This is a genomic window from Lentimicrobiaceae bacterium (assembly GCA_020636745.1).
Taxonomy (GTDB): Bacteria; Bacteroidota; Bacteroidia; order Bacteroidales; family Lentimicrobiaceae; genus Lentimicrobium.
The window spans coordinates 577,242-602,547 of the sequence record JACJXH010000001.1 but is presented as its reverse complement, the minus strand read 5'-3'; the positions used below and the strand labels follow the sequence as shown (position 1 = coordinate 602,547).

The following is a 25,306-nucleotide window of genomic DNA, read 5'->3' as shown; positions in this document are numbered from 1 at the left end:
GCTTTAGGCTGACTTTGCTCCACTCAAGAGTTTTTTTTTAACTGATTTCTGCTTCCCGAACTTATCAATACTAATAATTACCAGTATTGACAACAGAAAAGCAGATATGGTAGAAACCAAAACTATAATCCAGCGAACCGGGTATGATTTCCGTTCAGCTTTGTAGGCTGATTCTACAATAAATTTCTGAGGCAGATTTTCTTCAGCATCAACTTTAGCTTCTTCATAACGTGCTTTCAAATAGCTAAGCTGCTTTTTCTCATGTTCGAGCATATCTCTGAGAGACACATAAGCACCTCCGTATTTGGCCAGCAATGAAAGTTTATCTTCTAATGCATTGATACCACGGGTATTCCCATGTGCTATTTCAATAGCAAGCTGCTGATTGATCATTTCAGACTGCGATTCATAGTCAAAAACACCAATTTCGCGTATTTTGCGCAATGAATCTTCCATGGTATTGATTTCAGTTTGCAGGCGGTTATATTCCTGCTCTACAATTTTGAAGCCTTTCAATGCACGTTCCCGCTGCATATTGTTCTTGGTAGAATCCAGCAGTTCTGAAATAGTGTTGGCAATATCGGCAGCCATCTGAGGATCGCGGTCAAGCACCGTAATCTTTACTGCCATAAATTCAGTACGACGAAAGGTAATATTGTTGTCGTATTGATGATATAGACTGGTATATTTATATTTTGATTTAGCATCAATCTGGTAATGCTCCATCAGGTTAAACTTTTGCACGACTTTATCGCGAATCTGACTGGAACTAAGAATCTGCAGCATTTGTTCGGTCTGCTCATCTTCTCCAAACTCAAGAATATCGGATTTGGCAGCGGGTTGATCAGTCAACAGGGCTTTTGAAACCGAATTGCTAGACACAGGAAACAATACTACGGTTGATTTATACAGCGGCGTAATAAAGATCGGTGACGAAAAAATAAGAGCAAGTAATGCGGCTGCTATACTAACAATGATCAGGTGTTTACGCCAAGAGAATAAAAACATCCCCAGGCTGGAAGAGTCAAAATCCCTGATTTCTGCAAACTTATTCTCCTGCATATTGGAATGTTGGTTTGTTAAAGAGGGCCAAAGGTATGGATTTTTTTTTCATAATTGTTATCCATTTTTCACAATAATACCGCTCATTTCTTATTGTCGGCCACAATTTTTATAAAATTCTTTATATTGAGCAATTGCAGACTGACAGCCAGTAAAAACGATAAACTCAGCATAAGAAAAAATGCATGTACCCAGTTTAAATGAAGCTGAAGTGAGAAAATGTTGATAACGATGACCCCTATCACAAAAAGAACCAGAGAAGTTAAATATCTGAAATTCGGTTTCATTTTAAAGTAAACAACAGCAAGAATAACCTGCAAAACAGCCATCAGGCTTTGAGTAATGAGGCTGGTCCATGCTGAGCCCAGTGCGCCATATCGCGGAATAAGCAAAACATTCAGTACCAGATTTAACAACATTCCACCGCCAGCCAGCAAATTCAACTGCTTGAGATTTCCGTTAGCTGTTAGCAGAGTTCCAAAAACATATGTGGTTGAAATGGCAACAAAACACCCCATTAATACAGCAAAAACGGAAGCCGATTCCATTATCAGATGATCGTACAACAAATCCATAATCTGAAAACTGTAAAAATAGGAAGACACGGCCAGAATTACCGAAACAACAAAAAGCAATGTAAAGGAAAGTTTCACCAAATTATCAACTTTCTCCCTCAACTTTATCTGTCTGGCAAACAAAGGCAGAAGTAAAATGGCAAACAAATAGGCAATATTATTGGAAGCATCGAGCAAACGATATGCATGCGCATATATTCCGGACTGTTCCTTTCCCTGAACACCTCCCAACAAACGTTCAATCATCACAGAATCAATGCGATTGTAAAAAGTCATGAGCAGCACCAATATAGCAAATGGCAGGCTTTGCTTCATAATAAGCATGAAGAAGGGAAAATTCCAGTTTAATCTTCTGAATGAGGCTTTTTTAACAACAATGATCAAAGCCACAAGCGCAGTCAATACATATGCAGAGGTTTGGGCATATACAAACCATTCGATTTTAAAGACGGATCCCGTTGCTCTGCCCCATAACAAGACGCTGCAAATGCCAATCATGATAATCCTGTCGAGCACAGAAATAATGCTATCAGTTTTAAAAAGGAAGAGCGCTGAGATATTAGACCGGAGGTACAACACAAAAGAAATCAAAAATTGATTGAACCCCAGGAAGGCAAGCATGCGCAATTCTGCCCCCCTGTATCCCCATAACAATCCGGCTGCAAAAGTAATGAGAAAATACACCACCGCCAGTAATATCTTCATAATGAGAATACTGGAAAAGTGCTTATTCAGCAACTGACTATTTTGCGCAATATTTCTGTTATTGAAATTGGTAATTCCAAAATCAAGGAGAATATTAAAAAGAAAGGAGAAATTGAAAACGACAAAATAAAACCCAAAATCCTCGGCACCAACCACGTTTTGCACAGTTCTGTCAATGCCAAAAATCCAGAATGGCTTAACCAGCAGATTCAGAAAAAGAAGAAAACCAAGGTTGGTAAAAAACTTACGTTGCATGCCTTTTAATGATGAACTGAATAAGTTCGTGAACTTTACTATACAGGTTTTAATGATTACCCTGCATCTGAATCGTATTAATTATAAATTTGCGCAAAAATATCATTATTATTTTATCATTTCATCTCTTGCAGCAATATTAATGCTGAAAGGATGTAAAACGGAACATTTTGAAAATTGCAGTTAACACGCGTTTGTTATTGAACGGCAGGCTTGAAGGGATAGGATGGTTTACATTTGAGAATCTCAAAAGGATGGTGATTTCTCATCCTGAGCATGAATTCTATTTCATATTTGACCGACCTTTTCATCAGGAGTTTATCTTTGGAAACAATGTTCATCCGGTTGTTACAGGACCTCAGGCTCGTCATCCGTTTTTATATTATATTTGGTTTGAGATTTCAGTAAGATTTGTTTTAAAGCGTATAAAGCCTGATATTTTCCTTTCACCTGACGGATATCTTTCTTTAGGCTCAAAAATACCCTCACTTACTGTTTTTCACGATTTGAATTTTGAACATTATCCTAAAGACGTTCCTTTAGCCGAACGGTTGTATTACCGGCATTTTTTCAGAAAATACGCAAAAAAAGCAAATCGGATTGCAACCGTATCTGAATTCTCAAAAAAAGACATTTCCCAACAATACGGCATTGATGCTGATAAAATTGATGTGGTATACAATGGCGCCAATGAAAGTTACTTACCTGTGAGTGATGAAACCAAACTTCATACACGCGACAAATATACCAACGGGCATCCATATTTCTTTTTCATAGGAGCCTTACACCCTCGCAAAAACCTGATTAATCTTTTCAGGGCATATGATTTGTTCAGAGAGCAGGACAGAAGTCATACAAAGCTTTTGATTGGAGGTGCCCGTAAGTGGTGGACAGGCGAGATTGCTTCCGTTTTTAACCAGATGAAATATAAGAATGACGTTATTTTCGCTGGCAGATTAGAATCAAGCGACATGCGCAATGTGATGGGTTCGGCTACAGCACTCACCTATGTATCTTATTTTGAAGGCTTTGGAATCCCCATCATTGAAGCTTTCCGATGTGCAGTGCCGGTAATTACGTCTAATGTGACCTCCATGCCTGAAATTGCAGGAAATGCAGCCTTGCTGATAGATCCGTTTAACCCTGAAGACATCGCAATGGCGATGGAAAAAATTTCAACAGATGAATCTTTACGCATGAATCTCATTCAGGCTGGTTCGGTCAGAGCTCAAATATTTACCTGGGACAAATCAGCCGAACGACTTTGGGAATCCATCAGGAAAACCATAGCTCATGCATGAGACAGATTTGATTTTTTACCTGTTAATAAACTTACCAGAACCACAGCTGCCAGTGCCAGTATGAAAGATGCAAATCTGACAGAAATTAATTGATCAAGCCAGCTGATTTCCGACCAGACAACAGTTGATACTGAGCCTGTTAGCATTCCGGCCAGCACCCCTTTCCAGGTAATTTTATTCCACCACAACATCAGCAGTATGGGAGGCCCAAAAGAAGCTCCCAGGCCCGACCATGCGTAAGAAACCATTGAAAATATGAGTTTATCTGAAGTAATGGCAATTAAAAAAGCAACAAGCCCTACCGAAAGAGTCACCACTCTGCTAAGTCTGACCATAACTCGTGAAGAAAGATGGAGCCCAAGAATATGATGGCAAAAATCTTCAGAAACAGTTGAAGAGATGACCAGCAATTGACTATCGGCTGTTGACATCATAGCGGCAATAGCTGCTGAAATAAGAATACCGGCAATCCAATGAGGAAGCAGACTGGTTGCCAGATGAGGCATAACTTGCTCAACATCGGTAAAATAACCTTGCCCGTATAAAGCCAAACCAGCAAGGCCAATCACCATGGCTCCCGAAAATGCGGGCACAGCCCAGATAAATGCAATTTTTCTGCTTGTTTTCAGTTTGTCGGGATCTTTGATAGACATAAACTTCGTTAGCAAATGAGGCTGGCCCATATAACCGAAAGCCCAGCTTAGTCCGCCAATTACTACTGCAACCGCTGCCCATCCTGACTTACCGCCTGTAATACTCAGATAATGTCCTCCGAAACCACTTAAAGCCTGGTTCAGCGAATGACCACCTGAATAAACTTCAACCAAACCTGCCACAGGTAGAATTACCAGTGCAACAAACATCAATATACCTTGTGCAAAATCAGTCCACACAACCGCCAGAAAACCGCCCAGCATCGTGTAAAGAATTATCACCGATGCTCCTATTATCATTCCGGTCAGAGGCGGAATTCCAAATGTCACAAACAACACTTTGCCTGCTCCGTTGAATTGAGCAGCAAGATAAAATGTAAAGAAGAAAACAATAATCACCATAGCAACAAAGCGAATGATGAAACCACCTTGTTGAAAATGATTGGCAAAAACATCAGGTAATGTTATGGCATTAAAACTCTCTGAGAGTCTTCGCAACCTGAAGGCTATGGCATACCAGTAAAAGAAAATTCCCAACAAGCATCCAAGAGCCGTCCAAAGTTCAACTATGCCCATAGCGAGCGCAGCACCCGGAAGTCCGAGCAAAAGCCAGGCCGACTCACCCGAAGTGCGCTCTGAAAGCGCCACCACCCAGGGATTCATTTTACGTCCTCCCAAAAAGTAATCGTGGTTAGACTCATTGCTGGCATATGTAATCAATCCGATAGCCAGCATTGCCAGCAAGTAAACAATAAAACCAACCAGAGCAGGATTCATGGCTTAAGTATTTAGTGAGACTTTCGTAAACCGGAATGCTAATATACGGGATAAAAAAAAATCCGGCAATGCCGGACTTCTAATGCTGTATGTGCAAAAAAAAGATCATAATCAAATAATGTTAACTTCGGGTTCGAGTATCACATTAAATTTATGACTTACTGAATCGATAATTTGCCTTGAAAGTTCCAGAATTTCAATGCCACCGGCATTTCCATAATTAACCAGCACCAAAGCCTGATGTGCATGAACACCAGCATCTCCTTTGCGAAACCCCTTCCATCCGCACTTTTCAATGAGCCATCCGGCAGCCAGTTTATAACCTTCAGGGGCCTGATAAGCAGGCATATCAGGAAAAGCAAGTTTTAATTTTTCAAACATAGCCTTATCTACCACCGGATTCTTAAAAAAACTTCCGGCATTGCCAATCTCAAGGGGGTCGGGCAACTTGCTTCTACGAATATTACACACTGCCCTGGCTATTGATTTTACCGACGGGCTCTCGCCCATTTTCTCAAGTTCGGCAGCAATAGCACCATAGGAAACATTCAGCAATGGGTTTTTTCTCAATCGGAAAGTCACTGAAAGTATCAGATATTGCCCTTTGAGCTCATGCTTAAATACACTGCTGCGGTATCCAAAATCACATTCATCAGTATAAAACTCACGAAACTCGCCGGTGCGCAATGACACAGCATCGAGCATATAAAAAGTATCCTTTATTTCGGCACCATAGGCTCCGATGTTCTGAAGCGGGCTACTTCCAACATTACCAGGAATCAGACTCAAATTTTCAAGGCCACCATAATTCATTCTGACACAATACTGGACAAAATCATCCCATACTTCACCTGCCATAGCCCGCACGTAAACAAATTCATCGTCCTGATCCACAATCTCAATTCCTTTGGTTAATATTCTTACCACAAGGCCATTGAAATTCCCTGTAAAAAGCATATTACTGCCTCCTCCCATAAAAAGAACCTTTCCCTGGTATTGATTTATCATACGCAATAGCGCAGGAAGTTGGGTTTCGTCAGTGATTTCGACAAAATCAAGCGCACTCACATTCATGCCGAATGTATTGAAAGACTTCAGATTAACATTATGCTGAAGCGTTAAGGATGGGATTGTGTTCATGACACAAAGGTAAGGATATTGCAATTTGGTTAATACAAGCCTGTTGTTGAAAAATAGCAAGGAAAGCCATTCATTTGAAAGATAAGAATCGGCATCACTGATTTCTCATACTTTATGAGGCTTGTATTAAAAAATCAGATAATTTTGTAAACCATTTTTGATTGTAGATTCCGGCCTTGACTAAAGTTATTGTTTCTGTTACAAATGATTTAAGCACCGATCAACGTGTTGATAAAGTGTGCAATAGCCTTACCAGGATGGGGTTCAAGGTATTGCTGGTTGGGCGTGCCTTACCCGACAGCCTTCCTTTGGAACAGCGACCTTATGCCACACACAGGATGCATCTGGCTTTCAAAAAAGGGCCGCTCTTTTATGCTGAATACAACATCAGGCTGCTCTTCTATTTACTTACTCACCCTTGCAAATTACTGGTAGCAAACGACCTTGACACCTTACTGGCAAATTATACTGCCAGCCTTCTCAAGCGAGTACCCATAGTTTACGATAGCCATGAATATTACACTGAAACTCCTGAGTTGGTTAACAGGCCCCGTGTGCAATGGATATGGCTTAAGATTGAACAATTTATCTTTCCCAGGCTTTACGATATTTTTACAGTAAACACCTCTATTGCAAATCTTTACCAAAATAAATATGGTAAAACACTGCATATAGTCCGCAATATACCAAGAGCTTATAAGGGCAATTCAACTATAACCCGCCAGGAACTGGGGCTGCCTGATGATAAAAAAATTGTACTGATGCAGGGTGCCGGCATCAATATTCAGCGTGGTGCCGAAGAAGCCATAGAAGCAATCAGATATATTGAAAATGCTGTATTGTTGATTATTGGTGGAGGAGATGTTATAGAACAACTCAAACAACAAGCTGCTGCCCCTGAATACAAAGACAGGGTAATGTTTTTGCCTAAAATGCCCTATCAGAAAATGATGCAATACACAAGGCTGGCCGATTTGGGACTAACACTTGATAAAGACACCAATATTAACTACAGGTTTAGCCTGCCTAACAAACTATTTGATTACATTCATGCCGGAATACCAGTATTAGCATCACGATTACCCGAAATCAGCCGGATTATTGAAAGCTACCAGATTGGCATGATAACCGAGAGCCATGAACCAACTGAAATTGCACGAATAATAAATTTGATGCTGAGCGATGAGAAAAGTGTGGCAAATTGGAAGATAAATCTGGCTAAAGCGGCCTCTGAACTAACCTGGGAAAACGAAGAAAAAGTCTTAATGGCTATCTATCAAAAATATGTCTGAACGTCACCTCCATATTGTTTCATTTGATGTCCCCTACCCTCCTAACTATGGCGGGGTCATTGATGTTTTTTATAAGATTCGCGAATTACATCACAAAGGCATTAAACTGCACCTTCATATTATTGAATATCCGGGCCGGAAGAGGGCGCCGGAACTGGAAAGCCTGTGTGAAGAAATATTCTATTACCCGCGTGTTACAGGCCTGATCTCAGCTTTCAGCATCGTTCCTTACATTGTAAAAAGCAGACGTTCGGAGGAAATGATGCATAACCTTTTAAAAGATGATTATCCCATACTCTTTGAAGGACTGCATTCGTGCTATTATATGAATGATCACAGACTGAAAGGCCGGCTACTGGTATACAGAGAGAGCAATATTGAACATCAGTATTATTTTAACCTCTTCAAAGCTGAGCATCGCTTAGGGAAAAAAGCATATTTTCTGATTGAAAGTTTGAAGCTTTTACTTTTCCAGCGTATTCTAAATCATGCCGGAGCTATGTTGGTTGTTTCAAAAGAGGACACGGAATATTTGCAGAAACATTTCCCTGGCAAGTCAGTGCATTTTCTGCCAAGTTTTCATGCCAACAACCAAATTACAATTGCTGAGGGTTCGGGGGACTATGCACTTTACCACGGCAACATTGAAGTACCTGAAAATGAAGCCGCAGCCGCATACCTCATTTCAAAAGTTTTTGCCGGCTCTCCACTCAGATTGATAATTGCCGGCATGAATCCACCTCAACGAATTATTCAAATGGCCGCCAGCCAGCCGAATATAGAGATCATAGCCAACCCTGACGATGAGTCGCTCTTCTCTCTTATCCGGAATGCACATGTGAACATCCTTGTTACTTTTCAAGCTACAGGGCTTAAACTAAAGCTTTTAAATACACTCTACAACGGAAGGCATTGCCTGGTGAATCCACCTATGCTTAACGGAACCGGGTTAGACGAATTGTGCTGTATAGCTTCAGAAGCCCATGGTTTGCGTTCTGCTCTCGAAAAGCTGCAACATCAGCCCTTCAGCCATCAGGATGCCGAAAACAGACTTGAAATTCTTTCTCAAAACTTTTCAAACAGCAGGAATGCCGACAAACTGATCAAAATTATTTTCGGAAGCTGATACCTTTCCCCCTTCACATTTAACCGTGCGCGACGGATATTTTTCCATAAGCGAATAGTTATGTGTAGCCATTAACACTGCCCTGCCGGCTTTGCTAATATCGATAAGCAACTCCATAATACCTTTTGATGTTTCTGGATCAAGATTACCCGTGGGCTCATCGGCCAGAATAAGCTCAGGATCATTTAAAAGCGCGCGGGCAATTGACACCCTTTGCTGTTCCCCTCCTGACAATTGATGAGGCATTTTAAAACCTTTGGTGCCCAATCCAACTTTTTCGAGCACGTCTTTTATCCGTTCCTGCATGGCATTCTTATCGTCCCAGCCAGTAGCTTTAAGCACAAACAACAGATTATCGCTAACACTTCTGTCTGACAGCAATTGAAAATCCTGAAATACAATCCCCAGCTTTCGGCGCAAAAAAGGAACTTCGCGCCTTTTTATGGATAACAGATTATAACCTGCAACTTCGGCTTCACCTTCAGTTACAGGCAAATCAGCATATAATGTTTTAAGCAGGCTGCTTTTACCAGTACCTGTTTTCCCTATCAGGTAAACAAACTCTCCTTTTGAAATGGTCAGATTAACTTCCGACAAAACAAGAATATTTCGCTGATATACATTAAGATTGGCAAGCCTGATGATGGTGTCGAGGGCCATAATAATTTTGATTTGAGTGTGTAAAGATAAGAAGTAAGCAGAAAATGACAGATATTTTTAATGATTGAATGCTGCTGAGCACTATTAACTATTGCCATTTATAAGTACCGGCTATTCAATAATTAAATCGTATCGAGAGAGTAACCCTGCCAAACCTTGCTGAGAAAACTTTGCCTTGCGTAAATTTGTTTGCTCCGGATCAATGATAAAATTTATGGCATATCTCAAATCAGCTTCCTTCAATATAGCCTTTTCAAAAATGGCATCCATTAAATCAACCTGATCAAATTTCGATTTTGAGAGATCACAAAAGCTAAAGTCCACACCTTTTAATGACGAATCAGAAAACACAGTTTTCATCATCTTTTTTCTGGTAAATGATGCATAATCAAGCATACATCCTTTAAATCCAACACTAAAGAGAAAATCAGAACATTCACCAAAATTCACGCCCATTAACTTGCAATCGACAAATGAAACGCCTTTCAGCTGACTGTTGCCCAATCCGGCATTTGAAAAATTACAATGAGTAAATGTACAATCCACGAACTTACAGGAAGCAAAGCCTCCGTCTGAAAAATCGCAATGAATAAAAGTACATTGTTCAAATTCAACATTACGGGTCATTTTATGAACATAATTCAGATTCTCAAAACACCTGGCCAGCTGTACTTTACTCTCCATCGCAAATCATATCGTTTGATTAAACTCATACAACAACAGGCAGGATGCAGACCTGTAATTTTTAAATTCATCACCTGTTTTAGCTGCCCTGTGCAAATGCAAAAGTAAATGATTGCAGCACACATCAGGTACGCCAATCGGATTCAAAAAGAAAATAAAATACAAATCATGCTCGCAGCCAACCATGAATATTTACACATTCCGGCCTGATTTAATTAGTTATCGAATTGAAATGAAGGCAGCTATTACAGCATCAGAAATCAAACTTTAAAGGTTTTATACTATTTTTACCAGAACAATTTAACCAAATGTATCAGACCATCAGAACTTTCATCAGGCCCGAAATTAAAATTGCAGACCTGATATTTGAAAACCCGTATTTGCTCCTTTTGCTGGAGCACTTCAACCTGGATTTGGTAATGCATGATAAAACAGTTTCGCAAATATGCCGTGAGAACGAAATTGACGAAAATACTTTTATATTATTTGCCAATTTATACAACGGCTACAGTGCCACGGGCATCGAAAAAATTGATTATCATCATATCGAAACCATAATTCACTTTTTGAACAATAGCCATCAGTATTTTAAAAACGATAAATACCCTGAAATTCAAGGCTATATAAGCGATTTACTTCAAACAGACGCTTCGGCGGAAATAAAAATGATTGGTTACTTTTTTAATGATTACTTTATGGAAGTAACTGAACATTTAAATTATGAAGAGAAAGTGGCTTTTCCCTATTTTAGAAGTTTGCTGAAGACAAAGATTGCGGAAGATGCCGGAATCGGCCTTAAATTTTCAAGCACGGAATACCTTGAGCATCATACTGATATAGAGTCGAAACTAACAGATTTAAAAAATCTGCTGCTGAAGCATATTTCGCTTAAAAACAGCCCTGAACTCAGGAGAAAGTTAATCTTCAGCCTTATAGAACTGGAATATGTATTAAATATTCATTCTATAATTGAGGAAGAAGTGCTTATCCCCCTGGTAATAAACCGTGAAAAAGAAGTAAAAATTGGTTAAACCTACCATTCATATTGCCATTATTGAACCCTCCTCCATCATTTTTGAGGGACTTGCCTCTATTTTACTCAAATCAGCCTATCATTTTCACATTATACGCGCCGAAAACATTGCTGAATACGAGCAGTCGGGGATAAAACAAAGTATAGACATCGTCTTAATCAATCCCTCTCAAATTCAGCACAACATCAGGAATTTCAAACAAATGAAGAGAGCTGACAGCCGGGTTATTTGGGCAGCACTTGTATATTCATATTATGACAAGGAAGTTATTGAGCTTTTCGACAAAGTGCTGCAAATAAATGATTCGCCTGAAAACATCGTTACTTCTATCTATCACCTGTTTACAAGCAGCAGTGAAATCAAAGACACGCAACATAACGAGCATCTTACTGAAAGAGAGACGGATGTATTGATAAAACTTGTGCATGGCCTTTCAAATAAAGAAATTGCAGACAAACTAAATATCAGTATTCACACAGTGGTTAGTCACCGAAAAAACATCATTCAGAAAACCGGAATCAAGAGTCAGGCAGGATTGGCTATTTACGCCATTTCGCATAAGATAGTAAGTATTGACACATTGCCGCACATAGGAAAATAATCAGGCATCCCCTTTATCGGGGATAAGGCACCTTCACATTCACAAATACACGCGATTGCCACCTTTTTGAGTTAGCAGTTAATTTGCATACGAAAGCAATTAACCAATAACGGCATGAAAATCGCGCAACTATTCCTGTTTTTTATATGCATCAGTTATACATTAACCTGCACTGGCAGCAGCATAATTTCAAATGATTCAACCAGCAGTAATGAGCCTGCAAACTCCATATCAAGGGAAGCTATTCGTCACAAAATCATTACAACGTATGCATCAGTAACAGGAGATGCATGCACCAATCTGGCCGGAGGGCTCAAACAAGGAACCACCTGCCTTTGGATGCTCAACCTGAATGCAAGTCTTGAAACACAACATGCTGGTTTATGGAGAGGAGGTCAATTATTTGTTAATATGGCTGCTATAAATGGCAAATCACCTTCAGAAAACCTCACTGGCGATTTTCAGGTAATTTCCAACATCGATGGCGGCAATCATCTTTTTTTGCAGGAATGCTGGTATAAGCAAACGTTCAGGAAAACTGAGATAACTATCGGACTGCAGGATATGAATATAGAATTTGCAGGAAACAGTACAGGAAGTTTATTCATCAATAGCTCATTTGGGATACCGCCGGTTATATCCAATAACATTCCCGCACCATTATTCCCATTAACAGCACCGGGAATTACCATAAAAACTGCCTTAAACAACAACATCAACCTGCTGGCTGCTGTTTACGATGGCTGCCCGACTGCATTTGAACAAAACACATTCAACCTGCGATGGCATCTTCAACCGGAAGACGGAAAACTGTTTGTTTCAGAATTTCAATTCAGCACCAATTTCAAGAACTTACCGGGAAACATAAAAACCGGATATTATTATCACACCGGATTAACAGAAGCTCAACCAGATTCAGGGATAAATATCAGAAAATCTCATCAGAATTATGGGCTGTACCTAATATCTGACCTAACCATACTGAAAAGTAAAACCAGCCATCGGACCCTGAATTTCTTTTATCAGCTGGCAACAAGCACATCCAGCGTAAATGCTCATAACAGCTACACCGGAGCAGGTTTCACATTTTCCGGTTTTTCAAGGAGAAAACCTGAAGATGCCGTAGGAATTGCCATAGCAAATGCAGGTTTCAGCGCCCATAACAAAAAGAGTGAAACTACGATTGAATCGTTTTACATTAAATACATCACCCCCCGACTATTCATACAGGCTGACCTGCAATACATCATTCATCCTGCCGGGTTTGACACAAACTTACCTAATGCGCTGGCGGGCGTTTTAAGAATAGGACTTAGCCTTGAATAAAATACCGCACACTGTAAATGACCAAAAAAATACACTCACAACAAAAAAAACACCCAATCATGAGCCGGAAATTTCAGAATCCCCCGCGACCTTAAACTCTGACACCATCAACAAAATACATATGCACTGCACCTTTATTTTTGGCCTCAACTTCACCTCTGTGCTTGCAAATAAATTTATCCTTAATCAATTCATAAGTTGATTGTGAAACATTTACTTTTCCAACCTCTCCGCCCGACTCCATGCGGGCTGCCACATTTACTGTATCTCCCCAAATATCATACTGAAACTTCTTGGTCCCAACAATTCCGGCCACAACCGGTCCGGTATTAATTCCTATTCTTAATTCAAAAAACAGTTTATTCTCTTTTTTTCTCTCCGCCCTTAGCTTTTCCATAAACTGCTGAATTTCTATGGCCGCCATCACAACATCATGTGGATTTGTCGTATTGGGAATTGGCAACCCGCCTGCACACATATAGGCATCGCCAATAGTTTTAATCTTTTCGACCTGATATTTAGACATAATCTGATCAAAATACCGAAAACAAAAATCTATTTCATCAACCAGGGCCTGAGGAGACAATTTCTCGGCCATGAATGTAAACCCCTTGAAATCAGTAAACATCACCGTTACCTGTTCAAAATGCCGGGCTGCTGATTTTCCGCTATTCTTTAGTTCTTCAGCGGTTTCAGCAGGCAAAATATTCAGCAATAATTCGTCTGAACGTTCTTTCTCCTTATGGATAATGATATTTTTTTCGGAAAGCTCATTTCTTGTTTTGCGCACATATCTGTACCTGTGCAATAAACCGATAGCAAGCATCAGAATCAAAATTCCAACCGCTGAAATAGAATTTCTTAAAATTTTCTGTCGCCTGATCTTCAGTTTCTGAATCTCCGAATCTTTAGTTAACAATTCTATTTCCTGCTTTGTTTTCTGATTTTCATACTCTTTGATTTTTTGAACAGCCTTATCTTTTTCACTGGTCATAATTGAATCCTTGAGGTCGGTATATTTTTCATTAAAGACAAAGGCTTCCCGATACAATTTTAACTCAGCATAAATAGCGGCGATAGATTCATAAATATTAATCAGATAATATCGTGCGCCAATTTGCTCTGCAATTTTAGCTGATAGCTGATAATACTGCAGGGCTCGTCTCTTTTCCCCCACTTGAGCATTGATGGAAGCCAATCCGTTTAAACTGGTTATTTTCCCCAAATCGTCGTTAATTTCAGAAGCCAGTTCAAAGGAACGTTCTTCATATTTTAAAGCCAGGTCAAATTTCGCCAGTTGCTGATAAGCGAGTGACAGATAATGCAATACAATGGCATAATTATACTTATCACTTACTGTATCCTGAAGAATCATTGATTTTTTGAAAAACTCAAGGGCTTTCTCACTTTGTTTCTTTTCAATCAGCAGCAATCCAATATTGCCATAGTTAAAAGCGAGCTTCTTTTGATCATTTAGTTTTTCGTTAAATAAGGCCGCTTTTTGGTAGTACGAAAGTGCTTCATCCAAATACCCCATTTCGGAATATCTGGAACCAAGGTTATTGTATATTTTAGCCATGCGCGAACTGTCGTTCTCTGCTTCAAATATTGCCATAGCCTTTAACGCATTGGAAACCGACTCTTCCATATTTCCGATCACTGCCTGGGTAATGCTGAAGTTATTATATATATCTCCCTCAAGCTTCTTAAGCTTGTAACTTTTAGCTAAAATCAAAGCTGCATTGTACTGCTTTAATGCCGACTTATAATTCCCTTTTAAATCATAGGCAATGCCTATGTTTAGCATTGTTTTTACCTCAGCATAATTATTTTTCGACCTGCGGGCATAACCAAGCATTTTGCCGGCAAGTTTCATGGCTTTATCAGTATCGTTATGAAATAATCCGGTAATGGCAGCATCCAGTTTATCAAAAACTATAGCATTCCCATTGTTCAGTTCAAACATCCTGAAAAGGCTATCTATATCATTGTTTTGTGCATCAGCACTACTGCAAATCGCAGAATTGAACAGTACTAATACAGAATAAATCAATGTAAGCATTAACCTTCTCATTCCATTTTCGGGTTTGGGCTGAAACACAAATATAAGCTTTATTTATAATCTTTCTAAATAATAAGCTATCTTTGTGAATAAAAGGGCAAAAAAATACTGAATTGAGAGATGGTTACCCTGGAGCAAAAGCCCCAAAAAGGTGCACAGGTAACAAGACAATCAATCAAAGGTTTTACAATCCATTCATTCAAATTACCATGCCTAACCACAAAAAAACTGACCAATGAAAATGAAAACAATCATTCTGACATTGACGGTGGGACTATTTATAAGTAATCACCTTAAAGCTCAAACAGATATGCAAACAATTCAACAACACAGCCAGCAGGTTGAAAATTACAGGGAGATGAGAAACGAACAGTTAATCAATCCGGCAACCACACCCCTGACATCATCGCAAATTGAAAAATATACGGGGCTCAAATACTTTTCGGTTGAATACAAATACCGTATTATTGCGCAGTTTGCGCCTGCTGCGGCCCAAACAAAAGTGAGTATGCGTACCACTGCCGGTGGAAAATATGAATTGGTTAAATATGGGACAGCAACCTTTAATTATGAAGGAAAATCATACGCTCTGGATGTATTTGTAAACAACAACCTCCCTGAATTTCAGAGTGGAAGTCAACAGCTGTTTATCCCAATTACAGATCTTACATCAGGCAAAGAAACATCGGCTACAGGTCGTTATGTTCCGGTTGAAGCAGCAGCAAACGGGAGCATGGTCATTGATTTTAATTTAGCATTTAATCCTTACAATGCTTATAACAGCGCCATTTACAGCATAATACCGCCTGACAGCAATAATATGTCCATGTTGCTTGATTCAGGTGAACGCAAATATGAAGACAGGTAAATTTGGCACCATAATTAAATTGCAGCTGGGTTTCAAGCTCTTCTGCCAGAACCAATAAAAAAATAAGCCTGCCAGAAATTGCCCGGCAGGCTTATTTTACATGAAGCGAAAGATACTTACAAGGTATTATTTCTCCATAATTCCTTTCAGATTGGCCAGTCCTTTTTCCAAATCACCTCCGAGCATCCCTTCCATATCCATAAAAAGCAGCATCATGTTCATCGGATACTTCATTTTACCGTTGAATGCCCACGTAACGCGAGTTGTGCTATCGTTTTCACTTTGCGTGGTCATGTAAGCATAATCGGTGCTCTCAAATGGCTCGATAAACCGGATTACAAAGTCAATGCGCTGACCTTCTGTAATTTTAGTTATTTCCTGCTCTCCTTTGCCTACATCTTTATTCTCACTATCCCATGCAGAAACAAAGCCGACCGTTGCATCAGTGCCACGATAATCCTTCTTCATTTGAGGATCCATTGAAGCCCATACACTGTAGTTGTCCTGATTTTTAAGGTATTTTACATAATTAAAAACATCAGCAGCCGGCTTGTCAATAACTGTCTGACGCTCTACCGCATACTCACTTTTGACAAAAAGTGCCACAATCAACACCAGGGCAATCAGGCTACCCAGCACAAATAAGATTTTCCTGAGAATTTTCATAGGCTTCAAGGATTTAAGTTTACAAAAATGGTGGATAAGTTGCAGAAAAAACCACCAGGTTTTCACTACGGCATTTATAAGGCGATAACAAACCTCACTCAACAAAAAGGGTAGGCAGTAAAAGCAGTATAATATCCCGGAAAGGTTATAACAACAATCTCCTATAAAAGTTTAACAATGAAGCAGTTCCCGTTGCTGAACAAAACAGGTTATGATTCAAGGAAGACCCCCATGAAACAAGGGTGTTTCTGCCCGAAATAAACAATTAAACTCCTTCAGGCAGAAAGCATTTTTAGCATTTTAGTACTTCACAATTCTGGTTTGAGCTGACTCAAATCCTGCCTTAATCTTTACCATATAAATTCCCGGTAAAAAATGCTGAATATTCAATGTTTCGTCAACAAAATCAGCATTTTTGCAATTAAACACCATAAGCTCTCTACCGCTCACATCAAGTATCTCAATGGTAGCCGGGGCAAATTTATCGAGTTTAGCATTCACTCTGAACAGGCCATTTCCAGGATTCGGATACACCTGCAATGAACCTTTCAGCCTGGAGTTTTCCACTGAATTTGGGGTAGCCAGACTAAACCAGTTGATATTAAATTCGCCCGAAACGGTATAAATCCTCAATGTTTGATTTCCCTGAGGCAGGTTCACGTTGACTGAAAGATTTTTCCATACCTGCCATCCGCCAGTCGACGGAAAATAAACAGAGCCATGGTTAACAAATTCACTGCCATCGCCAATCCGCACTTCAATGCGCCCTGTGGTTGATTGTGTTGCATACCGGAAGTCCAGCTTATACTCGCCGGCTTCAGGTACGTAAATTAAGTAATCCAGATAATCTCCGGGATTGGCAAAACCGATATTTTGTCCACCTCCGGTATCAGAACAATTCTCAAGCTGAAACCCATTGTTCACATAAAACTCTTCAGCCTGAATCAAACAGGGAATGGTAAAACGCGGCAACAGATTATTCTTTACATCTTTTTCAGAAAATGGGGTCAGAAAATCGCCATCAGAAACAACAGATGTACCACTGTATGAAAGTTTCACCACTTGTTGAAACCTAACAGGAACATTCAATGCAAGTATTAGCTTTCTGTTATTTTCAGGGTCGATGGTAACAGATGAAACGCCCAGCGAAATGGCATTAGCAGTTACCTGAAAATCGCCAGGCTGTTGATTAAGCTCAGTAACGCCCTTGTTTACAGTTAAATAAATTAAATTCCCATCGGTTGAAGTGCATGCCGATACAAACTCAAAAGGCACAGTATTGACCGAAACAGGGTTTGTAAAGCTAAAAAAGCTCAGATTAGAACCAGCCCTATCAATCACTAACCTGACTTTGTGCGTTCCGGCCGGAAGAATAATGTTATTTTGAGAAGAAGAGCTCCATGTTTGCCAGCCACCGGTATAAGGCAGGGTGTGTAAACTTCCGGCGTCAGTTCCGTCAATTTGCAGATGAACTACAGAGGGAGTGGCGGAAGATGCCGAACGATAAGTTACAGTGTATGCTGCAGTAGTATCAGCCTGGATAGTATATTGCATCCACTCTCCATCAGAGGTGTAGGCAACATTGTAACCGATATTACCGGCATTCACATCGGTACATTTTTCAATATCTACTCCGTCGTTGCGATATTCCCAACCCTGGTTCCAGTTAACGCGATCGCCGCCTGTGCTCAGATAATAGTTAGCTGAATCGGCATCCCAGTATGCGATTGAGCTGCGTCCCATATCATAGTTAACAGCGTGCACCGGTTCACCTGGATGATAAATTTTTACAGGCAGGGTTTCAGTGGTAAAGGGTTGGCGCATCATGGCATCAATCACATCATATTTCACCTTGCAATTTTCAATACGATGGTTGTTTGAAAATTCCATGACAGCAGCAAAAGCCTGTTCAGAATTCATAACCGGACTGCCTGTTTCCCAAAAACTGATAAGATTATCGTAATTACGACCAGCTGTTACTTCCAGCACATTGTTGATACCATCTTTTTTAACCGGCCACCATGACCAGCCAATCTTATTACTCTCGCAAAGTCCGATGGCTTCAGTAAACCAGGTATTTGAATTTTCGCCCGATTCGCCAAGCCAAATAGGCACATTATAAGTATTTCTGATAGTCTTCATCCAGTCAATAGAACCCTGTGTATTGAAGTTCCAGTATTTATGAAAGCTATAAACCATATTATTATCCCAGGGTGGTGTAAGTCCTGTATAATCATTGGCAAACCAGTTACCTTCAATAATAATCATATGATGGGCATCAACAGCTCTAATGGCAGTGGTAATTTGCTGATACAGCTGCCTGAGTAAGGTACCTCCCGGTAAATCCCAGTTAGGTTCATTTATCAGGTCGTAACCACCCATCCAGGGTTTATCAGCATAGCGTTGAGCAAGGCGCGCCCAAAGAGCTACCGTTTTTCTTCTGTTTTCAGCGCTTTCCCAAAGTGAAGGTTTTGAAGGGTCATAGTCAGAAATATTGGCATCATGACCTTGCCCCCCGGGAGCACCGTGCAAATCCAGAATCAAGTACATCTGGTTATCACCACACCAATCGAGCAAGCTATCTATTCTGACAAAACCATCTTCCAGCCAGGTATCCTGCCCAGCAACAGGCTCATCTTCAATGGGCAATGTAAACCATTTATAATGCATAGCAACACGCACACTATTAAAACCCCATCTTTTCATTGAATCAACATCGGTACGTGTAAAATGATTATCGAGCCATGACTGATAAAAAGTATTGGTATTTTCTTCTCCTATGGTTTCAATAAGTTTTTGGCGGTATTCATGCTGAGTACCGGCAAATGATGCAGATTTCATCATGTAACCTTCCTGAAGCATCCAGTTGCCAGTGCCAATTCCACGTAAAATTACCTCATCTCCATTGGCATCAACAATAAACTTCCCATTGGCATGAAGATAGCCTTGTGCGAATGTAGCTGCTGAACTATAAAACAGCAGACAAACTGGTAAAATGATTTTCAGCATTAATGTTTTCATATAAACAAGGTATAAAGAATAAAACAGACCAAAGTTGAGTTTTCCAACAGCTTTGGCCAATCAAAAGTCGCAATACAAACATAGATATAATCATAATTCCAGCCCCGATTTTTATTACATCACAACTACATCACCCTGGTTACATTTTCGCATTACACTCATTACCAAAGCATTGAAGTTAACCTTAGGCATTTATCAAATCCAAAAACTGACTTTCTCAACTAAAAAAAGCCCGGATACAATAAATACCCGGGCTTTTTTAAGACTTTGAAACAGTTAAACCAAACCGGCAAAACCCATAAATGCAAGGGAAAGCAATCCGGCAACAACCAGGGCTATAGGAATACCGCGCATACCTTTAGGCACGCCCATGAGGTCGAGATGTTCGCGGATACCGGCAAAAATAACGAGAGCCAGTGTAAAGCCAATAGAAGTTGCCACGGCAAAAACCACACTTTCCATCAGGTTCAGCTTTTTTTGAATCACAAGAATAGCCACACCTAAAACGGCGCAGTTTGTAGTGATCAATGGCAGAAAAATACCTAAGGCCTGATACATGGCAGGGCTAACTTTTTTAAGAATGATTTCAACCATCTGCACCAGGGCGGCAATCACCAGAATATAACTGATTGTTTGCAAAAAGCCCAATCCAAGAGGTAATAGAATAAACTGATAAACCAGGTAGGTCACTATGGTTGCCAGCGTCATCACAAAAACAACCGCTCCGCCCATTCCCACAGACGTGGACAATTTATTGGAAACGCCCAGAAAAGGACAGATTCCAAGGAACTGAGCAAAAATGATGTTGTTAACAAAAATGGCTGAAATGACAATAATAATATATTCCATAATAGCTTTTCTTTAGATGAATTAGAAAACAGGACTCAGACTTTGCGCAACTTATTGATAAGAGCAATCAGATAACCGAGTGCAATAAAGGCACCTGGAGCTAGAACAAACACCAGAATGGCATCACCTGCAATAAGCTTAAATCCAAATACAGCGCCTGATCCCAGAAGTTCTCTGATACTTCCAAGCATCATCAGAGCGAAGGTAAAGCCAATGCCCATACCTAACCCGTCAATCATTGATGAGAACACCCCGTTTTTTGAGGCAAAAGCTTCTGCACGACCTAACACAATACAGTTGACCACAATTAAAGGAATAAACAATCCTAATTGTGCATGCAGTGCAGGAGCGTAACCAGCCATAATTAGGTCGACAATGGTTACAAAAGAGGCAATGATTACGATAAATGAAGGAATTCTGACTTTATCAGGAATTAAATCTTTAACCAACGAAATGGCTACATTGGATGCAACCAGGACAAAAGTGGTAGCCAGGCCCATACCCATACCGTTGATGGCAGAAGTAGTAACACCCAGCGTAGGGCACATCCCCAGCAATAACACCAGAACAGGATTGCTAACAAGAAGTCCCTTTGTAAAATTTTTCAACTGGCTCATTTGGCACCTCCTTCTTTTTTAACCGCATCCACACCTTTTTGAACTGCATCGCAAAAAGCCCTCGAGCTAATGGTAGCGGCAGTAATTGCATCAACCTGTCCGCCATCTTTTTTTACTTTCAACACGAATTGTTCGGGGTTTTTATTTTTAAACTGCACCGAAAAATCAGACTTAGCAATATCCATCTTATCTCCAAGACCAGGAGTTTCGGTATGCTTTAACACAGCCGTATTGATAATAGTACCGGCCGGATCAAAACCGACCATCAGCATGACGCGTCCACCAAAGCCTTTGTCGGTATATGTTTCAACAGCATATCCAACCAATGAATCGCCTTTGATAGCCTTATTGATGAGAATAGGGTCAGCACCAGGCTCCGGGATAACTGAAACCTGCTCCAATTTATCAAAAGCCGGAACAACCTGCTTGATTGCATTCTCTTTTTTCTGTTGCTGCGCTTTGGCAATAGGTTCTTTAGTAAGATTATACACAGCCCCCAGAGACAGTGATGCTACCAAAGAAATTGCCAGTAGCGTTAGCACCATATTTCTGAATGACGATTCTGTTTTTGCCATTTCAAATTTCTTTATTTCAGTAATAAACCCACGAAATACTTTAAGACCACCTGAATTACAACAGGTTATCCTGATTTAAAAATTTATTTCTTTACCGGAACATTCTCACCAAACCTTGCGGGTTTGAATGCTTTATTAATCAAAGGTGTAAAAGCATTCATAATAAGAATAGCAAAAGATACACCTTCAGGATAAGCACCCCATACCCTTATCATAATCGTTAACAACCCGGCGCCAACCCCAAAAACTATTTGTCCTTTGGGCGACATTGGCGAAGACACCATATCAGTGGCCATATAAAACACGCCCAGGATCATACCGCCAGCCAGCAAATGCATAAGGGGATCAATAAACTGCGTAGGATCCACCAGCCAAAGAATTCCGGAAAAAACAACGGCTGAACCAATATATGCAACCGGAATATGCCAGGTAATGATTTTTCGCAGAAACATATATGCAGCGCCTAATAAAAGAGCAATGGCAGAGATTTCGCCCATTGAACCGGCTTGAGCTCCGATAAAATCATTTAAATAGCCGGGGAAATTGGGCGATAACATTAACTCCTGCACCGTTTTTCCGGCACTGATTCCTTCTTTGAGTATCCCGAGGGTAGTTGGCCCGGTAATGGCATCAGTTACTGCCGAATTAAACAAAGCTTTGGGCAACGGCCACGAAGTCATTTGTACAGGAAAAGATATCAACAAGAAAACACGGCCAACCAGCGCAGGGTTAAAAGGATTTTTGCCCAAGCCGCCAAACGACATTTTAGCAATTCCGATAGAAACCAAAGCTCCCACCACTATCATCCAAACGGGTAAGCTACTGGGCACATTAAAAGCCAAGAGCACACCGGTTACAAGTGCGCTTCCATCATTAATGGTTAGAGGGCCCTTTAACAAATATTTCTGAATAGACCATTCAAAAAACAGGCAGGCTGCGATTGAAACAAAGAAAACCCTGGCAGCATCCAAACCAAAGAAATAAATTGATACAAAGATTGCCGGAAGCATGGCAACCACCACGCCATACATAATTGACTTAACATTCTGATGGCCATGTACATGGGGTGAACCCGAAACAGTTAACATGCTCATATTATTTTCCCCTGGTTCTGATTATAAATCCAACTTTATTTTTGCCAAGCCTCAGATAATCGAGTAATGGTCTTCCTGCCGGACAGGTAAAATGACAGGAGCCACATTCAATACAATCCATAATATGCTCTTTTTCGGCCTGTTCAAACCCTTGATTTTCGGCCAGCTGTGCAAGTAAAACCGGCTCAAGCCCCATTGGACAAACCGAAATACAACGGGCACATCTGATACAATTAGAAACCGGTACCCTTACACTCTCCTGTTCTGACATTATAAGAATGCCGGAAGTTCCTTTTACCACAGGCACCTCAAGCGAAGTCAGGGCTTTTCCCATCATGGGTCCGCCATTAATTACTTTTCCGGTATTTTCCGGCAGGCCACCGGCAAAATCAATTAAACTGCTAATAGGAGTACCAATTCTTACAAGAAGATTGGATGGTTTTTGCAAAGACTTGCCTGTAACAGTTACTATCCTGTCAATCAACGGTTTATTTTTCTGTACTGCCTCATACACCGCTAAAGCAGTACCCACATTGTTCACCACACAGCCAACTTCAATAGGAAGTTTGCCTGAAGGGACTTCACGACCGGTAACAGCTTTGATTAACTGCTTTTCGCCACCCTGCGGGTATTTCACCTTTAATTCAACGACTTCAATTCCTTGAAAATCCTTACAAAGATTTCGCAGATGGTCAATCGCATCGGGTTTATTTCTTTCAATTCCAATATAGGCTTTGGTAACATCCAATCCTTTCATCAGAATTTTGATACCAACCAGCATTTCGTTCCCACGTTCAAGCATGAGCCTGTGATCGGATGTAAGATAGGGCTCACATTCAACTCCATTTATCAGCAAATATTGAGCTTTTTTCCCTTCAGGAACCATCAATTTAATGTGAGAAGGAAAAGTAGCGCCACCCAGCCCTACAATGCCCATCTCATTGATTTTCTTTACAATGTCATCTTTGGTTGCTGTAATTTCTGACACAAGAGCAGGAGTCCGATCGATATTCTCAACCCATTCATCTCCAATTACATCAATAAAAACAGCTTGTCGTCTGTAACCTGAAGCATCAATAACTTCATCAATTTTAACAACTTTACCTGATACGGATGCGTGTACATTTGACGAAATAAAGGACTCGCCTTTAGCAATCAGTTGTCCGGTTTTTACCAGTTCACCCTTTTCAACCACTACTTTTGAGGGTGCGCCAAGGCTTTGTGACACAGGAATACAAACTTTTTCGGGCAAAGGCAATGTTTCAACTACAGCCCCTGCCGAGAGTTTATTTTCTTCAGGATGAACACCGCCAAGTTTAAATGTCTTCAAATTATAAATCCTCCAGAGATTTGGTTTATAAAAATCGTTGGAATGAAAATTTTATTCTTTAGCAGCATCTGAAACAACCTCAGGCTGACCAGGCTTTTCTTTACGAACAGGGAAATTAAGCTCTTGAATGGCTCCTGTTGGGCAAACCGGTTCGCATTTGCGGCAAAGTCTGCATTTTGAATAATCGATGTAGGCAAGATTATTCTTTAATGTGATGGCTTCGTAAGGACATTCTTTCACACACTTGCCACAACCAATGCAGGCTACTGAGCAATTTTTGCGTGCAGGCCCGCCTTTCTCCACATTCACACACGAAACGAAAATACGGCGGTCCTTTTTGCCTTTTAGCCGCAACTCAATAATGTGCCTTGGGCATGCCGAAACACAAGCCCCGCAAGCCACGCACTTTTCATTGCTAACCACTGGCAGGCCTGTTTCCTGATCAATATAAATGGCGTCAAACTTACATGATACCACACAATCGCCAAGACCCAAACAACCGTTGGGGCAACCACTTTCACCGGCCGAAAGCGAGTGAGCAAAAGCACAGGATGCAGCACTGTCGTATTTCACCTTTTGCGGTGCATTTGTGCGACTTCCATTGCATCTAACCACTGCAATCATCGGATCCTTTTCCTCAGCTTCAAGACCTAATGCTGCGGCCACCTGCTTCATGGTGTCACTGCCACCTACAGGGCAGTTAAGGGCTGATAAATCAGCCGTTTTTACTAATTCTTCAGCAAATGCCCGACATCCTGCAAGGCCACATCCTCCGCAGTTGGCACCTGGAAGTAATTCTGCAACAATATCGATGCGAGGATCTTCAATAACTTTAAATTTCTGAGCGACGAAGTAAAGAATAATGGCAGAAATTACGCCTATTGCGCTTAATGAAATTACAGCAAAAACAAGGGTTTCGTTCACGGTTTGTTCCTTTTTTAATGGCGTTTTGTCCGTTTTCTGAAGGCTATTCTTCAGAGCATGACAAATGTAGCAACAATTAAAAAAAACACCCAGAAACAAACATAATTTA

22 protein-coding genes are annotated in these 25,306 nt (G+C 40.5%); 7 read left to right on the top strand and 15 right to left on the bottom strand.

What is annotated here, in order from left to right; translation table 11 throughout:
• Positions 1–3: 3 nt before the first annotated feature.
• Positions 4–1,062, bottom strand: a complete 1,059-nt coding sequence (locus H6541_02380) for a hypothetical protein (protein MCB9014613.1) — start codon at positions 1,060–1,062, stop codon at positions 4–6.
• 83 nt (positions 1,063–1,145) lie between these two features.
• A complete protein-coding gene (locus H6541_02375) occupies positions 1,146–2,597 on the bottom strand; it encodes an oligosaccharide flippase family protein (GenBank protein MCB9014612.1) in 1,452 nt (483 codons plus the stop codon).
• Positions 2,598–2,767: 170 nt separating this feature from the next.
• Here H6541_02375 and H6541_02370 point away from each other — a divergent pair, with 170 nt between their 5' ends.
• Positions 2,768–3,898 carry a glycosyltransferase family 4 protein gene (locus tag H6541_02370; GenBank protein ID MCB9014611.1) on the top strand — a complete coding sequence of 377 codons (1,131 nt, stop codon included), beginning with the start codon at positions 2,768–2,770 and terminating at the stop codon, positions 3,896–3,898.
• Here H6541_02370 and H6541_02365 read toward each other — a convergent pair.
• Together H6541_02365 and murB are read right to left on the bottom strand one after the other, a co-directional pair.
• On the bottom strand, positions 3,889–5,328 hold the full coding sequence (locus H6541_02365; GenBank protein MCB9014610.1) for a sodium/proline symporter: 1,440 nt from the start codon (positions 5,326–5,328) through the stop codon (positions 3,889–3,891). The two genes, H6541_02370 and H6541_02365, sit on opposite strands and share 10 nt — an antisense overlap.
• 111 nt (positions 5,329–5,439) lie before the next feature.
• The gene (gene murB, locus H6541_02360) at positions 5,440–6,468 is read right to left on the bottom strand and encodes a UDP-N-acetylmuramate dehydrogenase (GenBank protein MCB9014609.1); all 1,029 of its coding nucleotides are present in this window, start codon (positions 6,466–6,468) and stop codon (positions 5,440–5,442) included.
• A 176-nt stretch (positions 6,469–6,644) separates the two neighbouring features.
• Between murB and H6541_02355 the strand changes: the two genes are divergently transcribed.
• Positions 6,645–7,760: a glycosyltransferase gene (locus H6541_02355; GenBank protein MCB9014608.1), complete on the top strand. Its 1,116-nt coding sequence runs from the start codon at positions 6,645–6,647 to the stop codon at positions 7,758–7,760.
• Entirely contained in the window at positions 7,753–8,886 is a 1,134-nt protein-coding gene (locus H6541_02350; protein MCB9014607.1) for a glycosyltransferase, read from the top strand. The genes H6541_02355 and H6541_02350 overlap by 8 nt, the downstream gene beginning before the upstream one ends.
• Here the strand turns inward: H6541_02350 and H6541_02345 are convergent.
• On the bottom strand, positions 8,836–9,546 hold the full coding sequence (locus H6541_02345) for an ATP-binding cassette domain-containing protein (GenBank protein MCB9014606.1): 711 nt from the start codon (positions 9,544–9,546) through the stop codon (positions 8,836–8,838). The two genes, H6541_02350 and H6541_02345, sit on opposite strands and share 51 nt — an antisense overlap.
• A gap of 111 nt (positions 9,547–9,657) precedes the next feature.
• Positions 9,658–10,230 carry a pentapeptide repeat-containing protein gene (locus tag H6541_02340; protein MCB9014605.1) on the bottom strand — a complete coding sequence of 191 codons (573 nt, stop codon included), beginning with the start codon at positions 10,228–10,230 and terminating at the stop codon, positions 9,658–9,660.
• 308 nt (positions 10,231–10,538) lie between these two features.
• Between H6541_02340 and H6541_02335 the strand changes: the two genes are divergently transcribed.
• The 3 genes from H6541_02335 (at position 10,539) to H6541_02325 (ending at position 13,191) form a co-directional block, all read left to right on the top strand.
• Positions 10,539–11,261 (top strand): hypothetical protein, encoded by a 723-nt coding sequence (locus tag H6541_02335; protein MCB9014604.1) that lies wholly within the window; start codon positions 10,539–10,541, stop codon positions 11,259–11,261.
• Positions 11,254–11,865 (top strand): response regulator transcription factor, encoded by a 612-nt coding sequence (locus tag H6541_02330; GenBank protein ID MCB9014603.1) that lies wholly within the window; start codon positions 11,254–11,256, stop codon positions 11,863–11,865. Before H6541_02335 ends, H6541_02330 begins: the two co-directional genes overlap by 8 nt.
• 114 nt (positions 11,866–11,979) lie before the next feature.
• Complete coding sequence (locus H6541_02325; GenBank protein ID MCB9014602.1) at positions 11,980–13,191, top strand: carbohydrate porin; 1,212 nt, start codon at positions 11,980–11,982, stop codon at positions 13,189–13,191.
• A gap of 91 nt (positions 13,192–13,282) precedes the next feature.
• Here the strand turns inward: H6541_02325 and H6541_02320 are convergent, their stop codons facing one another.
• Positions 13,283–15,265, bottom strand: coding sequence for a tetratricopeptide repeat protein (locus tag H6541_02320; protein ID MCB9014601.1), 1,983 nt, complete (start codon positions 15,263–15,265; stop codon positions 13,283–13,285).
• Between the two features lie 229 nt (positions 15,266–15,494).
• Between H6541_02320 and H6541_02315 the strand changes: the two genes are divergently transcribed.
• On the top strand, positions 15,495–16,121 hold the full coding sequence (locus H6541_02315; GenBank protein MCB9014600.1) for a DUF1684 domain-containing protein: 627 nt from the start codon (positions 15,495–15,497) through the stop codon (positions 16,119–16,121).
• Between the two features lie 126 nt (positions 16,122–16,247).
• On the opposite strand, the gene H6541_02310 is transcribed toward H6541_02315, so the two are convergent.
• The 8 genes from H6541_02310 to H6541_02275 form a co-directional block, all read right to left on the bottom strand.
• Positions 16,248–16,787 carry an SRPBCC family protein gene (locus H6541_02310; GenBank protein MCB9014599.1) on the bottom strand — a complete coding sequence of 180 codons (540 nt, stop codon included), beginning with the start codon at positions 16,785–16,787 and terminating at the stop codon, positions 16,248–16,250.
• Between the two features lie 300 nt (positions 16,788–17,087).
• Positions 17,088–19,808 (bottom strand): carbohydrate-binding protein, encoded by a 2,721-nt coding sequence (locus H6541_02305; protein MCB9014598.1) that lies wholly within the window; start codon positions 19,806–19,808, stop codon positions 17,088–17,090.
• Positions 19,809–20,084: 276 nt separating this feature from the next.
• A complete protein-coding gene (gene rsxA / locus H6541_02300; protein MCB9014597.1) occupies positions 20,085–20,657 on the bottom strand; it encodes an electron transport complex subunit RsxA in 573 nt (190 codons plus the stop codon).
• Positions 20,658–20,692: 35 nt separating this feature from the next.
• On the bottom strand, positions 20,693–21,274 hold the full coding sequence (locus H6541_02295; GenBank protein ID MCB9014596.1) for an electron transport complex subunit E: 582 nt from the start codon (positions 21,272–21,274) through the stop codon (positions 20,693–20,695).
• Positions 21,271–21,849 (bottom strand): RnfABCDGE type electron transport complex subunit G, encoded by a 579-nt coding sequence (locus H6541_02290; protein ID MCB9014595.1) that lies wholly within the window; start codon positions 21,847–21,849, stop codon positions 21,271–21,273. Before H6541_02290 ends, H6541_02295 begins: the two co-directional genes overlap by 4 nt.
• Before the next feature lie 83 nt (positions 21,850–21,932).
• Positions 21,933–22,943 carry an RnfABCDGE type electron transport complex subunit D gene (locus H6541_02285; protein ID MCB9014594.1) on the bottom strand — a complete coding sequence of 337 codons (1,011 nt, stop codon included), beginning with the start codon at positions 22,941–22,943 and terminating at the stop codon, positions 21,933–21,935.
• Between the two features lies 1 nt (position 22,944).
• Positions 22,945–24,273, bottom strand: a complete 1,329-nt coding sequence (gene rsxC, locus H6541_02280; protein ID MCB9014593.1) for an electron transport complex subunit RsxC — start codon at positions 24,271–24,273, stop codon at positions 22,945–22,947.
• A 51-nt stretch (positions 24,274–24,324) separates the two neighbouring features.
• On the bottom strand, positions 24,325–25,197 hold the full coding sequence (locus H6541_02275) for an RnfABCDGE type electron transport complex subunit B (GenBank protein MCB9014592.1): 873 nt from the start codon (positions 25,195–25,197) through the stop codon (positions 24,325–24,327).
• Between the last annotated feature and the right edge of the window lie 109 nt (positions 25,198–25,306).

Coding starts and splice junctions, on each gene's coding strand:
- H6541_02380 (MCB9014613.1), bottom strand. CDS start 1,062: ATGCAGGAGAATAAGTTTGCAGAAATCAGGGATTTTGACTCTTCCAGC.
- H6541_02295 (MCB9014596.1), bottom strand. CDS start 21,274: ATGAGCCAGTTGAAAAATTTTACAAAGGGACTTCTTGTTAGCAATCCT.
- H6541_02340 (MCB9014605.1), bottom strand. CDS start 10,230: ATGGAGAGTAAAGTACAGCTGGCCAGGTGTTTTGAGAATCTGAATTAT.
- H6541_02345 (MCB9014606.1), bottom strand. CDS start 9,546: ATGGCCCTCGACACCATCATCAGGCTTGCCAATCTTAATGTATATCAG.
- H6541_02320 (MCB9014601.1), bottom strand. CDS start 15,265: ATGAGAAGGTTAATGCTTACATTGATTTATTCTGTATTAGTACTGTTC.
- H6541_02315 (MCB9014600.1), top strand. CDS start 15,495: ATGAAAACAATCATTCTGACATTGACGGTGGGACTATTTATAAGTAAT.
- H6541_02350 (MCB9014607.1), top strand. CDS start 7,753: ATGTCTGAACGTCACCTCCATATTGTTTCATTTGATGTCCCCTACCCT.
- H6541_02290 (MCB9014595.1), bottom strand. CDS start 21,849: ATGGCAAAAACAGAATCGTCATTCAGAAATATGGTGCTAACGCTACTG.
- H6541_02310 (MCB9014599.1), bottom strand. CDS start 16,787: ATGAAAATTCTCAGGAAAATCTTATTTGTGCTGGGTAGCCTGATTGCC.
- H6541_02365 (MCB9014610.1), bottom strand. CDS start 5,328: ATGAATCCTGCTCTGGTTGGTTTTATTGTTTACTTGCTGGCAATGCTG.
- H6541_02335 (MCB9014604.1), top strand. CDS start 10,539: ATGTATCAGACCATCAGAACTTTCATCAGGCCCGAAATTAAAATTGCA.
- H6541_02305 (MCB9014598.1), bottom strand. CDS start 19,808: ATGAAAACATTAATGCTGAAAATCATTTTACCAGTTTGTCTGCTGTTT.
- H6541_02375 (MCB9014612.1), bottom strand. CDS start 2,597: ATGCAACGTAAGTTTTTTACCAACCTTGGTTTTCTTCTTTTTCTGAAT.
- rsxA (MCB9014597.1), bottom strand. CDS start 20,657: ATGGAATATATTATTATTGTCATTTCAGCCATTTTTGTTAACAACATC.
- murB (MCB9014609.1), bottom strand. CDS start 6,468: ATGAACACAATCCCATCCTTAACGCTTCAGCATAATGTTAATCTGAAG.
- H6541_02325 (MCB9014602.1), top strand. CDS start 11,980: ATGAAAATCGCGCAACTATTCCTGTTTTTTATATGCATCAGTTATACA.
- H6541_02285 (MCB9014594.1), bottom strand. CDS start 22,943: ATGAGCATGTTAACTGTTTCGGGTTCACCCCATGTACATGGCCATCAG.